Source organism: Pseudomonas sp. NPDC089392 (assembly GCF_044749595.1).
Lineage (GTDB): Bacteria > Pseudomonadota > Gammaproteobacteria > Pseudomonadales > Pseudomonadaceae > Aquipseudomonas.
This window is the reverse complement of record NZ_JBIVIF010000001.1, coordinates 1-13256: the sequence shown is the minus strand read 5'-3', so window position 1 is coordinate 13256 and position 13256 is coordinate 1. Positions and strand designations below refer to the sequence as shown.

7 protein-coding genes are annotated in these 13256 nt (G+C 63.5%); 3 read left to right on the top strand and 4 right to left on the bottom strand.

All coding sequences use genetic code 11. From position 1 onward, the window contains the following. Nucleotides 1-63: 63 nt before the first annotated feature. The 3 genes from ACIP1G_RS00035 to ACIP1G_RS00025 are packed head-to-tail and all read right to left on the bottom strand — an operon-like array spanning nucleotide 64 to nucleotide 4659. On the bottom strand, nucleotides 64-1383 hold the full coding sequence (locus ACIP1G_RS00035) for a TldD/PmbA family protein (RefSeq protein WP_400732386.1): 1320 nt from the start codon (nucleotides 1381-1383) through the stop codon (nucleotides 64-66). Then, a complete protein-coding gene (locus ACIP1G_RS00030; RefSeq protein WP_400732384.1) occupies nucleotides 1383-2825 on the bottom strand; it encodes a TldD/PmbA family protein in 1443 nt (480 codons plus the stop codon). The genes ACIP1G_RS00035 and ACIP1G_RS00030 overlap by 1 nt, the downstream gene beginning before the upstream one ends. A 31-nt stretch (nucleotides 2826-2856) precedes the next feature. Next, entirely contained in the window at nucleotides 2857-4659 is a 1803-nt protein-coding gene (locus tag ACIP1G_RS00025) for an acyl-CoA dehydrogenase (RefSeq protein WP_400732382.1), read from the bottom strand. 994 nt (nucleotides 4660-5653) lie between these two features. On the opposite strand from ACIP1G_RS00025, the gene ACIP1G_RS00020 reads away from it, so the two are divergent. Next, entirely contained in the window at nucleotides 5654-5917 is a 264-nt protein-coding gene (locus ACIP1G_RS00020) for a DUF3077 domain-containing protein (protein WP_400732381.1), read from the top strand. Between the two features lie 404 nt (nucleotides 5918-6321). Here the strand turns inward: ACIP1G_RS00020 and putA are convergent, their stop codons facing one another. After that, the gene (gene putA, locus ACIP1G_RS00015; protein WP_400732380.1) at nucleotides 6322-10275 is read right to left on the bottom strand and encodes a trifunctional transcriptional regulator/proline dehydrogenase/L-glutamate gamma-semialdehyde dehydrogenase; all 3954 of its coding nucleotides are present in this window, start codon (nucleotides 10273-10275) and stop codon (nucleotides 6322-6324) included. Nucleotides 10276-10634: 359 nt separating this feature from the next. Between putA and putP the strand changes: the two genes are divergently transcribed. Together putP and ACIP1G_RS00005 are read left to right on the top strand one after the other, a co-directional pair. Beyond that, entirely contained in the window at nucleotides 10635-12113 is a 1479-nt protein-coding gene (gene putP, locus ACIP1G_RS00010) for a sodium/proline symporter PutP (RefSeq protein ID WP_400732377.1), read from the top strand. Between the two features lie 188 nt (nucleotides 12114-12301). Continuing rightward, nucleotides 12302-13138: a 23S rRNA (adenine(2030)-N(6))-methyltransferase RlmJ gene (locus tag ACIP1G_RS00005; protein WP_400732375.1), complete on the top strand. Its 837-nt coding sequence runs from the start codon at nucleotides 12302-12304 to the stop codon at nucleotides 13136-13138. Nucleotides 13139-13256 lie beyond the last annotated feature (118 nt).

The window sequence follows — 13256 nt, the reverse complement described above, 5'->3', positions numbered from 1 at the left end:
CCTACAAGGGTTACGCGTTCGTCGTAGGAGCGGCTTTAGCCGCGAAAGGGCCGGCAAGTCCAATCACAATGTCAGGGTCAGGCCTTTGACCAGCGCCCCCGGCAAATGACTCGACCCGGTACTGCGCTGTCCATAGGTACTGGTCGACAAAATCATCTCGCGCTCCTGGGTCAGGTCCTCCAGCTGGCTACCCAGCAAGCTGTACAGGCTGTCATCGAAGCGCATGGTGCTCACCGGCCCCTGAATCTGCCCGTTCTCCACCCAGAAGGTGGCAAATCTGGTCAGCCCGGTCATGCGCGCCGCCGGCAGGTCAGAGTAGTTCAAGTACCACAGGTTGCTGATATACAACCCGGTGCCCAGCCGCTCCAGGATCTGCTCACTGGGCAGGCCACCCGGCGCCAGGCTGAGCGCACACGGCGACTCGTAGCTGTCGGCACCATTGGCCAGCAGTTCGAACTCGGCCGCACTGCGCGCACTGATCAAGCGCTGCAGGGCTGCACCGTGCTCGATCAACGGCACATCCAGGCGCGGCGAGCCCTCATCGGAAAACGCCGGGCTCAACGAACCGCTGACCTGCTCGGTGAAACTCACCATCGGGCTCAACCGCGCATCCCCGTTGTACAGGCGCTGCAAGGCGCTGTTACCGGTGGCCAGGGCCTGTGCCGAGAAACCGCCCCAGCACAGCATGCCGGCAATCTCGTCCATGGCCGCCGGCGCCAGGTAGGCGCGGTAGCTGCCGGGCTTGAGGGAAACGGCAGGCAGGCTGAGGAAGCCCAGCTGTTCGCGTGCCTGGCGCAAGCGTGCAGTAAAGTCTTCGGCGCTCCACAGCTGGCCGGCATAGTTGGCTTTCACGGCCTCGCCATTTTCGTGGAACAGGCTCCAGTCGAAGTTGAAACTGTTGGCCTGGTGCCAGCCAAAGGCGCCGAACGAGCTGGCGAAGCCCCGGCAGATCGGGCCGGCGGCGTAGATGCCGACCAGGTCCAGGTCGCCGGCTTCGCGGTCGAGCAGGGCCAGCACTTCGCTCAATTCGGGTAACGGCTGCGCTTGCTGGCTGTGGCTATGCCAGGCGCTTTCGTCCAGGCGCAGGTAAGGGTCGACGGCCAGCAGCGGCAAGGTCTGGCGCAGTTGTTCCAGCGCATCAGTCAGGCGTTGGCGGTCCAGTTGCGTGTCGCCACTCAAGGTCACTTGCTGTTCGGCCTGGCGGCCATCGCGGATCAGTCGCAGCTGCGCGCTGGCCTGGCTCACTTCGCCGGCCTGGCGCACCTTGGCATGGTTGAAACGCACGAATTGCGACTGTTCGGCGCTGTAGCCGAGGGTGAACTGCTCGCCCGCCTGCAGCGCGGCGCGCACATCCCCGACCAGGGTTTCAAATGCATGTTGCATCAGGCGTCTCCTCCGAATACGTCGATCTGGCGGAACACGCAGGCTGGCGAGGCATGGCCCACGCGCACCACCTGGTTGGGTTCGCCCTTGCCGCAGTTGGGCGTGCCCAGTACCTGGAAGGTGCTGCGGTCACCAACCGCCGCCAGGTTGCGCCAGAACTGCGCGGAGATGCCGCGATAGTTGGGGTTCTTGACGATGCCCTTGAGCTGGCCGTTTTCGATCAGCTGGCCCCATTCGCAGCCGAACTGGAACTTGTTGCGCGCATCGTCGATGGACCAGGAACGGTTGGTGCGCATCAGGATGCCGTGCTCGATGCCCCCGATCAGTTGGTCGAGGGACTGGTCACCCGGCTCGATGTTGAGGTTGGCCATGCGGTCGATCGGCGCACGGTTCCAGCCGCAGGCACGGCTGTTGGCTACGCCATCCAGGCCTGAGCGGAACTGCGACAGCGCGCCGCCCAGTGGGCGCAGCAGCAGGCCGTCGCGGATGAGGAACTGCTTGCTGGCCGCAGTGCCGTCGTCATCGAAGCTGTAGCTGGCCAGCTCTTCGCCGATGGTCGGGTCGAACGTCACGTTGAGCAGGCTGGAGCCGTATTGCAGGTGGCCGAAGTCGCTGGCTTTGACGAAGCTGGTGCCAGCGTAGTTGCGTTCGTCGCCGAGGATACGGTCCATCTCCAGCGGGTGGCCGATGGATTCGTGGATCTGCAGCATCATCTGGTCCGGCATCAGCAGCAGGTCGCGTGGTCCGCTGGGCGTGTTCGGTGCCAGCAGCAACTGCAGCGCTTCATCGGCAACCTGCCGGGCGGCGCCCACCAGGCCGCAGCGCTCGATGATCTCGAAGCCGCCCTGCTGGCCGAAGTTGTCGCGGCCCAGGCTGCGGCTCTGGCTGTCCTGGCCGTCGCTGGCGGTTACGCCCAGGCCCGGGAACAGGAAGCGCTGGGCATGGCGCAGTTCGGCGCCGGCAGAGTTCAGGTAGGTTTGCTCGACCAGGGTCAAGCCCAGGCTGGCCTGCCAGTCCACCAGGTGGCTGTCCTTGGGCACGCTGGCCGATTCGGCAGCGAGCAGGCCGAGGCAGTCGGCAAGGCTGGGCACGGGCTGGTCGAAGTTGGGCGAGATGTGGTCGTGGCGGGCGCTGGTCACCGGCTGCTCGCGCAGGTCCAGCAGGCTGTGCCGATCGATCTGCCGGGCCAGTGCCTCGGCTTGTTCCAGGGCGCGCTGCAGGCCAGCCTGGGACAGGTCGGCGGTGGCCGCGTAGGCCTCCACGCCATTGACCCGCACGGTGAGCATGGCGCCCTCGTCCTGGCTGAAGAAGGGTGGCTCGGCGACATTGCGGCGAACCGACAGCGCCTGGTGCGACTGTTTCACATGGCGCAGGGAAAACAACTCGGCCGTACTGCGCAGCGCGGCAAAGCGCTGGCGCAGCAGGGCGCTGGAATCGAACATGTGGAAGTCTCCGTGTACGCGGTGGCTCCCCCTAGAACCACCCGTCTTGCATGCCGAGGCAGGTATCGTCGCGTGCCTCGAGCAATGCCAGCTCATTATGGCAGCCCGGTACTTCCCAGGTCAGGAAATAACGTGCGGCTTGCAGCTTGCCGAGGTAGAAGTCGCGATCAGCAGCGGTGCCCTTGAGCAGGCCGAGTTCGGCGTGAATCGCCTGTTCCAGCCAGCGCCAGCCGATCACGCAGTGGCCGAAGGCCTTGAGGTACAGCGCCGAGTTGGCCAGGGCACCAGCGACTTTGCCCTGTGCCAGGTCGCCGAGCAGGGCAAGGGTAACCCCTTGCAGGCGGTTGACCAGTTGCTCCAGCGGCTGGCGTAGCGGGTCAAGGTTGGGGTGATGGCTGGCGCGCTCGCCGGTGGCGGCGATCAGGCGGATAAGTTGCTTGAGCCCGGCGCCATTGTTCTGCGCCAGCTTGCGGCCCAGCAGGTCGAGTGACTGGATGCCCTCGGTGCCTTCGTGGATCGGGTTCAGGCGGTTGTCGCGATAGTACTGCTCCACCGGGTATTCGCGGGTGTAGCCGTGGCCGCCGAGGATCTGGATTGCCAGTTCGTTGGCCTTGAGGCAGAACGCCGAGGGCCAGGATTTGACGATTGGGGTCAGCAGGTCGAGCAGTTCCTGCGCCTGTTTGCGGGCGTTTTCATCGCTGAGGGTATGGGTGTCGTCGAACAGGCGAGCGGCGTACAGGCCGAGGTCGAAGGCGCCTTCGACGTAGGCTTTCTGGGCCAGCAGCATGCGTTTCACATCGGTGTGTTCGATGATCGGCACTGCCGGGCTGTGCGGGTCCTTGTTGTCCGGCCGCCGGCCCTGCGGGCGTTGGCGGGCGTATTCCAGCGAATACAGGTAGCCGGCGTAACCGAGCATCACCGCGCCCATGCCGACGCCGATGCGCGCCTCGTTCATCATCTGGAACATGCAGGCCAGGCCCTGGTGCGGCTGGCCGATCAGATAGCCGACGCATTGGCCGTTGTCGCCGAAGTTCAGCGCGGTGGAGGTGGTGCCGCGCCAGCCCATCTTGTGGAACAGCCCGGCCAGCAGCACGTCGTTGCGCGGGCCACGGCTGCCGTCCGGGTTGACGTGGTACTTGGGCACGATGAACAGCGAAATGCCCTTCACCCCGGGCGGGGCGTCCGGCAGCTTGGCCAGCACCATGTGCACGATGTTTTCCGACAGATCGTGGTCGCCGCCGGAAATGAAGATCTTGTTGCCCTTGAGCCGGTAGCTGCCGTCGCCTGCAGGTTCCGCGCGGGTGCGGATGTCGGCCAGCGACGAACCGGCGTGGGGTTCGGTCAGGGCCATGGTGCCGAAGTAGCGGCCCTCGATCATCGGCTGCAGGAACAGGCGCTTCTGCTCTTCAGTGCCGAAGCTTTCGATCAAGTTGGCCGCGCCCATGGTCAGGAATGGGTAGGCCGTGGTGCCAGCGTTGGCGGCCTGGAAGTGGGCGAAGCAGGCTTGCGAGACCAGGCTGGGCAGCTGCATGCCACCCATTTCGAAATCGCGGTTGGCGTTGAGGAAACCGGCTTCGAGGAAGGCGTCGACGGCGGGCTTCACCTCGGGGATCAGTTCGGCGCGGCCGTCGACGTAGCGCGGCTCGTTTTCATCGGCCTTGCGGTTGTGCGGGGCGAAGAACTTTTCGGCGATGGTGCGCGCGGTGGTCAGGGCGGCGTCGAAGGTTTCGCGGCTGTGCTCGGCGAAGCGCCGGCGGTGGGTGAGGGCTTCGGCGTCGAGGACTTCGTAGAGCTCGAAGGCGAGGTTGCGAGGGCTGAGCAGGGTCTCGGGCATGGGGGCGGTCCTGAGGCGGGATGCTGCGAGTGTAGGGGGTTGGGTAGGGGTGGGGGAGGTTAATAGGTTTGGGTGATATGGGTTTAGAAAGGGGTGGGGGCATACAGGTGCTTGCCTTGATTCTTTCTGCGCCTGTGAGATCGAGCGCCGCCCGCGCGGCGCTTCGCGGCACAAGGCCGCTCCCACATCTGTTTCGGGCCAATTATTCCTGTGCCATAGGCGCGCGCACCCTGGTGCGCATGACTGGAAATCGATAAAGATCAGCGCCACCTTCAATATCGAATGGGGCTAACAAGGCGGACAGAGGAGGCCTCACAGGAGTGACTGGCCCGAAACAGATGTGGGAGCGGCCTTGTGCCGCGAAGCGCCGCGCGGGCGGCGCTCGATCTCACAGGCGCTGCAAATGCCAAGGCGAACACCTGTCAGCCCCACCGCATTCCAGTCAGCACCCCGGCAATTTCTTAGGTTTTTGCCTATTCCCTGTAGTCCATTTCCCAAACATACTCCCAGCCCCCTTCTAGCCATTGCGGTGCTCTGGGTGGGGCCCTAGTCTCGGGTGGTCGCTGGCGAATCAGTGACCGGCTTTGACAGGCCGACCAGAAAATTCTCATGGCTCTCGCCTTTATGGCGGCTGTGTGTGGGGCACCTCGCGTGCGCCGGGCTTTTTGGATTTTTCTACCGGTCTGTCAACCCATGCACAGCTGCCACCCTCTTGTTTGACAGCAAAGGGTGGTGGCCCATACCGAGAAAAATACCAATGCTTAAGAGTGTACCTGATCCATCTCGTGATCCCCTTTTTCTGAAGACAGCCCGATGCAGGGGCAAATGCCAGCTGTAAGGCTTTGTTGATATGTCGCCTGGGCTAGCCCTTTCGCGGGTGAACCCGCTCCCACAGGTTCACCACAGGCTTCAAGGGTTGCACCGTACCTGTGGGAGCGGGTTTACCCGCGAAAGGGCCCGGCCAGGCAATAGAGAATTATCAGGGGATTGAACAATGACAACAGAAGACACCCAATTCACCGTCGGCAAAACCACTTTTTACCAAGGCGAAAACGGCACCCATCCACTGTTCCGCATCGAGCCCGGGATCCCGTGCAGGGATGCCCGCGAGCAGTCTTCGAAGTTGATGGGGTATGTGCGCGAGCTGACCATCACCGGGTTGATGGATGAGAAGCCGATGATGATCTGGGCTGCCCATTACCTGAGTGCGATGGCCAAGGCGCTGATGGATGATGCGGAGTTGGGGATGAAGCAGTGAGGGGTTGGCTCTAGATTGCATGAAGGCTGCCATGTGTTCGACACAACAATTTCAGCGCCTATGAGATCGAGCGCCGCCCGCGCGGCGCTTCGCAGCACAAGGCTGCTCCTACATCTGTTTCGGGCCAGTCTTTCCTGTGGGATTTGCGCGCGACCGCCTTGGTGCACGCCTCGAAATCGCGTCGTACAAACAAGGCGGTCGCGTGCGTCTGGCACAGGCGATACTGGCCCGAAACAGATGTAGGAGCAGCCTTGTGCTGCGAAGCGCCGCGCGGGCGGCGCTCGATCTCATAGGCGCAGAAGATGTTGTGGCGAGCACCTGTCAGCCCACCCCCAACCTCAAGACGAACACCTATAAAAAAAGGAGAGCCGAAGCTCTCCCTTTTTTATCAACAACCCCTGGCCTCAGCCAATAGTCATCAAACTGGCATTCCCCCCCGCCGCCGCGGTATTCACACTCACCGCCCGCTCAATCACCAGTCGCTCCAGCGCAATCTGATGATCCCCGCTGGACAGCCCGTGCACACCCACGATCGCCCCGGAACGCTTGGCCACCTGCTGGCAAACGCCGCGCAGCTGGTCCGAGTCGCCATGGTGGATCACGGCGTCGAACGCCACGTCATCCTTGTTCCAGTCCGCCACCAGCTTCACCTTGGCCTGCAGCTCACGCGGCAGGCGGGCGCGCAGGGCCTTGCCCGGTTCGCCGTCAGCCCATACCGCCGAGCTGCCCACCGCCAGCACCGCAGCAAACTGCGCCAGCAGGTCGGCTTCGTTGTCGGCCAGGCACAGCACGTGCTCGCGCGGCAGGATGGTGTAGCTGTTGCGCTCGCCGGTCGGGCCTGGCAGCAGGCGGGCGATGCCGCTCTGCGACTGGCTGGCGAACTGGCCGCACAGCGCGGCCAGGTCGGCCAGCTGGTTGCTCTCGGCCCAGGCCTTCAGACCGTGCAGTGGCTTCACCAGCTGTTCGTGCAGGGTACGGTCTGGCTTGCCTTCGCCGTCCTGCTGCTGGAAGTGGCGGCCGATCGCATCGGCCGGGCGGGTCGATAGCAGGCGGTACAGGTACAGCGGTCCGCCGGCTTTCGGGCCGGTGCCGGACAGGCCTTCACCACCGAACGGCTGCACACCCACCACCGCACCTACGATGTTGCGGTTGACGTACATGTTGCCGGCGTTGGCGGTTTCCACGACTTTGGCAATGGTCTCGTCAATGCGGGTGTGCACGCCGAGAGTCAGGCCATAGCCGGAGTTGTTGATCTGCTCGATCAGCTGGTCCAGGTTGCGGCGGTTGTAGCGCACCACGTGCAGCACCGGGCCGAAGATTTCGCGCTTCAGTTCGTCGAAGCTGTCCAGCTCGATCAGGGTCGGCATGACGAAGGTGCCGCGCTTGATTTCGGCCGCATCAGCGATGGCAACCTGGTAGACCGAGCGGCCTTTTTCACGCATGCCCTGGATGTGCTTCTCGATGCCGGCCTTGGCTTCGGCGTCGATCACCGGGCCAATGTCCACGGCCAGGCGGTCCGGGCAGCCCAGGCGGCTTTCGGCCATGGCACCCTTGAGCATTTCGATCACGCGGTCGGCGGAGTCTTCCTGCAGGCACAGCACGCGCAGGGCCGAGCAACGCTGGCCGGCACTGTCGAAGGCCGAAGACACCACATCGATCACCACCTGCTCGGTGAGTGCCGAGGAGTCGACGATCATTGCGTTCTGGCCGCCGGTTTCGGCGATCAGCGGGATCGGACGGCCCTGGTTGTCCAGGCGGCCGGCGACGTTGCGCTGCAACAGGCGAGCAACTTCGGTAGAGCCGGTGAACATCACGCCTTTGACGCGCTCGTCACCGACCAGGCCGGCACCGACGGTTTCGCCGCGGCCTGGCAGTAGCTGCAGCACGCCTTCCGGAATGCCGGCTTCCAGCAGCAGGCGCACGGCCTGGGCTGCGATCAGAGGGGTTTGTTCGGCCGGCTTGGCCAGCACCGGGTTACCGGCAGCCAAGGCTGCGGCCACCTGGCCAGAGAAGATTGCCAGCGGGAAGTTCCACGGGCTGATGCACACCACCGGGCCCAGCGGGCGGTGGGCGTCGTTGCTGAAGTCGTTGCGGGCCTGCACGGCGTAGTAGCGCAGGAAGTCCACGGCTTCACGCACTTCGGCGATGGCGTTGGCGAAGGTTTTACCCGCTTCGCGGATCAGCAGACCCATCAGCGGCTGGATCTCGGCCTCCATCAGGTCTGCAGTGCGCTCCAGAATCGCAGCGCGCTCTGCCGGCGGGGTAGCCTGCCAGATCGGTGCGGCATTGATCGCGCACTGGATGGCGTTGTCGACGTCGGCAACGGTGGCTTCCTGCACATGGCCGACCACATCACGGAGGTCCGCCGGGTTCAGTACCGGTACGGCAGCGGTCTCGCTGGCGGCGCAGGCCAGCAGCGGTACGGCTTTCCAGTCGTTGTGGGCGGTGGCCAGCATGGCGCAGGACAGCGACGCCAGGCGGTGTTCGTTGGCCATGTCGATACCGGCCGAGTTGGCCCGCTCAGTGCCATACAGGTCACGCGGCAGCGGAATGCGCGGGTGCGGCAGGCCGATGTTGCCTTCCTGGGTACCCATACGCTCGATGCTGGCGACCGGGTCGGCAACCAGTTCCTGGATGGAGATCGAGTGGTCGGCGATGCGGTTGACGAACGAGGTATTGGCGCCGTTTTCCAGCAGGCGACGGACCAGGTAGGCCAGCAGCGTTTCGTGGGTGCCGACCGGTGCATAGACGCGGCACGGGCGGTTCAGCTTGCCATCGGCAATCTTGCCGACCACTTGCTCGTACAGCGGCTCGCCCATGCCGTGCAGGCACTGGAACTCGTACTGGCCCGGGTAATAGTTCTGCCCGGCAATATGGTAGATGGCCGAAAGGGTGTGGGCGTTGTGGGTGGCGAACTGCGGGTAGATGGCTTCTGGCACGGCCAGCAGCTTGCGGGCGCAGGCAACGTAGGACACGTCGGTGTAAACCTTGCGGGTGTACACCGGGTAGCCTTCCAGGCCTTCGACCTGGGCGCGCTTGATTTCGCTGTCCCAGTAGGCGCCTTTGACCAGGCGGATCATCAGGCGGTGGCGGCTGCGCTTGGCCAGGTCGATGACGTAGTCGATCACGTACGGGCAGCGCTTCTGGTAGGCCTGGATCACAAAACCGATGCCGTTCCAGCCGGCCAGCGAAGGCTCGAAGCACAGGCGTTCAAGCAGGTCGAGCGACAGCTCCAGGCGGTCGGCTTCTTCGGCGTCAATGTTCAGGCCGATGTCGTACTGTTTGGCCAGCAAGGTCAGCGACAGCAGGCGCGGGTACAACTCTTCCATCACGCGCTCGTACTGGGCGCGGCTATAGCGTGGGTGCAGCGCCGACAGCTTGATCGAGATGCCTGGGCCTTCATAGATGCCGCGGCCATGCGAGGCCTTGCCGATCGAGTGGATGGCCTGCTCGTAGGACGCCAGGTATTTCTGCGCGTCATGCTCGGTCAGTGCGGCTTCACCCAGCATGTCGTAGGAATAACGGAAGCCTTTGGCCTCGAAGCGGCTGGCGTTGGCCAGGGCTTCGGCAATGGTTTCGCCGGTGACGAATTGCTCGCCCATCAGGCGCATGGCCATGTCGACGCCCTTGCGGATCATCGGCTCGCCGCTCTTGCCGATGATGCGGGTGAGCGAAGATGTGAGGCCGGATTCGTTGTGGGTGCTGACCAGCTTGCCGGTCAGCAGCAGGCCCCAAGTAGCGGCGTTGACGAACAGCGACGGGCTGTTGCCCAGGTGCGGCTGCCAGTTGCCGGTACTGATCTTGTCGCGGATCAGTGCGTCGCGGGTGCCCTTGTCAGGGATGCGCAGCAGAGCTTCGGCCAGGCACATCAGTGCCACGCCTTCCTGGGACGACAGCGAGAATTCCTGGAGCAGGCCCTGGACGATGCCGGCGCGGCCGCCAGCGCTCTTCTGGTTGCGCAGTTTTTCGGCGATGCCGGCGGCCAGCTTGTTGGTGGCTTCGGCCAGCGGCGCGCTCAGGCGGGCCTGCTCCAACAGCATCGGCACCACTTCCTGTTCGGGGCGGCGGTAGGCGGCAGTGATCGCCGAGCGCAGTACCGATTGCGGCAGGATGCTCTCGGCGAACTCGAGGAAACACTGGTGGCTGTGATCGGCCTGAACTTCGCCTGCGTCATCGGCCAGGCTGCTGGCATGACCATTGAGTTCGGTCAGGGTGGCGCCACCCTCGAGCTTCTCCAGGTAGTTGAAGATCGCTTGCTTGATCAACCAGTGCGGCGTGCGGTCAATCGACTGCGCTGCGGCCTTGAGTCGCTCACGGGTAGGGTCATCGAGTTTGACCCCAAGGGTGGTCGTCGCCATTTCTTATCCTCGTTATTGCCACGGCTGTGGCCTAAGCTGACGCCAAGATTAGCCTGTAGGACAATTCAGGTGCAACCAGGTGCAACCCGAATTTTTTGTGTAAAAGGTGCAACTCGTCTGACAGACATTTCCACACCTGACAAAGGGTCGTTTTTGGTGCGAATTTGTCTTAAAAACGACGCCTATGCTCCAAAAAGGAGCAAAAAAGCGCTTTTGTCGGAAAAGTGCACGAGCAGGTGCAACTTGCAAATGAAAAATGGTTGCACCTGCTTTGCGTTGTTGCATAGGATTCGCCGCCTGGGTGCAACCGCCATGGCTGCGGTTGTGCATGAGATAAAAACAAACGCCAGGGCACACGCATGGGCAATCCACTAACGATCACTTTCGTGATCTACATCGCGGCAATGGTGCTGATCGGCTTCGCCGCCTATCGCTCCACCAACAACCTTTCCGATTACATTCTGGGCGGTCGCAGCCTGGGTAGCGTGGTTACCGCGCTGTCTGCAGGTGCTTCCGACATGAGTGGCTGGCTGCTGATGGGCCTGCCGGGCGCCATCTACTTCTCGGGCCTATCCGAGGCCTGGATCGCCATCGGCCTGACCGTTGGTGCCTACCTGAACTGGCTGTTCGTCGCCGGTCGCCTGCGGGTTCAGACCGAGCACAACGGTGACGCACTGACCCTGCCGGACTACTTCTCCAGCCGGTTCGAAGACAACAGCGGCCTGCTGCGGATCATCTCGGCCATCGTCATCCTGGTGTTCTTCACCATCTACTGCGCCTCTGGCATCGTTGCCGGTGCCCGCCTGTTCGAAAGCACCTTCGGCATGCCGTACGAAACCGCCCTGTGGGCTGGCGCCGCGGCCACCATCGCCTACACCTTCGTCGGTGGCTTCCTGGCGGTGAGCTGGACCGATACCGTGCAGGCTTCGCTGATGATCTTCGCGCTGATCCTCACCCCGATCATCGTGCTGATCTCCACCGGCGGCTTCGACACCACCTTCCTGGCCATCGAAGCGGTGAACCCGGCCAACTTCGACATGCTCAAGGGTGCAACCTTCATCGGCATCATCTCGCTGATGGGCTGGGGCCTAGGCTACTTCGGCCAGCCGCACATCCTGGCGCGCTTCATGGCTGCCGATTCGGTCAAGTCGATTGCCAACGCCCGCCGCATCTCCATGACCTGGATGATCCTGTGCCTGGCCGGTACCTGCGCCGTGGGCTTCTTCGGTATCGCCTACTTCTCGGCCAACCCTGACCTGGCCGGCCCGGTTACCGAGAACCGCGAGCGCGTGTTCATCGAGCTGGCGAAGATCCTGTTCAACCCATGGATCGCTGGTGTGCTGCTGTCGGCCATCCTGGCGGCGGTCATGAGCACCCTGAGCTGCCAGCTGCTGGTGTGCTCCAGTGCCCTGACCGAAGACTTCTACAAAGCCTTCCTGCGCAAGAATGCTTCGCAGCGTGAGCTGGTGTGGGTCGGCCGCCTGATGGTGCTGGCCGTGGCCCTGATTGCCATTGCCATGGCAGCCAACCCGGAAAACCGCGTGCTGGGTTTGGTGGCCTACGCCTGGGCCGGCTTCGGTGCCGCCTTCGGTCCGGTGGTGCTGATCTCGGTGCTGTGGAAAGGCATGACCCGTAACGGCGCGCTGGCCGGTATCGTGGTGGGTGCACTGACCGTGATCCTGTGGAAGCAGATTGATGTCTGGGGCCTGTACGAAATCATCCCGGGCTTCCTGCTGGCGAGCATCGCCATCTTCGTGGTGAGCAAGATGGGCAGCCCTTCGAACGCGATGGTGCAGCGCTTCGAGACTGCTGATGCGGCGTATCACGCTGACAAGTAATACCCGTTGAGTCGGCGGGGCCTGCTTCGCGGGTAAACCCGCTCCTACAAAGGTACTGCGCAGGATTCAAGATCTGTGCAGGTCTCTGTAGGAGCGGGTTCACCCGCGAAGAAGCCAACACCGACCAGCAGCCAGGCCTGACTCCGCCTGCAAGGCAAGGTAAACTTGCCGCCTTCGCAGGAGTTGCCATGAACTATCGTCACGCCTTCCACGCCGGCAACCACGCCGACGTCCTCAAACATATCGTGCTGACCCGCCTCATCGCCCTGATGTCGCGCAAGGAGCAGCCGTTCGCCTACATCGATACCCACGCAGGGCTCGGCCTGTACGACCTGCAGGGCGACCAGGCAAGCCGCACCGGCGAGTACCTGGAAGGTGTCGCCCGCCTGTGGAACCGCGATGACCTGCCGGCCATGGCTGACGACTACCTGCGCATCATCAAGCGCCTGAACGCTGACGGCGAACTGCGTTACTACCCGGGTTCGCCCGAGCTGGCCCGTCGCCTGATGCGCCAGCAGGACCGCGCCCTGCTCAACGAGAAGCACCCTGAAGACGGGCCGCTACTCAAAGAGAACATGAAAAAGGACCCGCGCGTGACTGTGCACCTGGGCGAAGGCTGGCATGTGCCACGCGCCTTGCTGCCGGTGCAGGAAAAGCGCGCAATCATGCTGATCGACCCGCCGTTCGAGCAGGCTGACGAGCTCAAGCGCTGTACCAGCGCCATGAAGGAGGCGATTGGCCGCATGCGCCAGACCGTCGCGGCCATCTGGTACCCGATCAAGGACCAGCGCTCGCTGACCCGCTATTACCAGGACCTGACCAGCACCGGCGCGCCGAAGCTGCTGCGGGTCGAGCTGTATGTGCACCACCAGGACAGCCCGCAGGGCCTGAACGGCTCTGGCCTGGCCATCGCCAACCCGCCGTGGGGCCTTGAAGAAGAACTCAAGGAGCTGCTGCCCTGGCTGGCCAAGGAGCTGGCGCAGACTGCCGGCAGCTACCGTATGGACTGGCTGATCGCCGAGTAGGGTGCATGCACCGCGATCCCTGTACAGGCTGTGTGAAAACTCAAAATCAGAGTTCAGCCCGCCAGCGCTGATCTCTGACTGAGACTTTCAGATAACCGAGAGATACCTCTCAGGCCAG

What these genes read in the sequence shown, in the direction of transcription:
- ACIP1G_RS00035 (WP_400732386.1), bottom strand. Translation starts at nt 1,383, where the DNA reads ATGCAACATGCATTTGAAACCCTGGTCGGGGATGTGCGCGCCGCGCTG.
- ACIP1G_RS00030 (WP_400732384.1), bottom strand. Translation starts at nt 2,825, where the DNA reads ATGTTCGATTCCAGCGCCCTGCTGCGCCAGCGCTTTGCCGCGCTGCGC.
- ACIP1G_RS00025 (WP_400732382.1), bottom strand. Translation starts at nt 4,659, where the DNA reads ATGCCCGAGACCCTGCTCAGCCCTCGCAACCTCGCCTTCGAGCTCTAC.
- ACIP1G_RS00020 (WP_400732381.1), top strand. Translation starts at nt 5,654, where the DNA reads ATGACAACAGAAGACACCCAATTCACCGTCGGCAAAACCACTTTTTAC.
- putA (WP_400732380.1), bottom strand. Translation starts at nt 10,275, where the DNA reads ATGGCGACGACCACCCTTGGGGTCAAACTCGATGACCCTACCCGTGAG.
- putP (WP_400732377.1), top strand. Translation starts at nt 10,635, where the DNA reads ATGGGCAATCCACTAACGATCACTTTCGTGATCTACATCGCGGCAATG.
- ACIP1G_RS00005 (WP_400732375.1), top strand. Translation starts at nt 12,302, where the DNA reads ATGAACTATCGTCACGCCTTCCACGCCGGCAACCACGCCGACGTCCTC.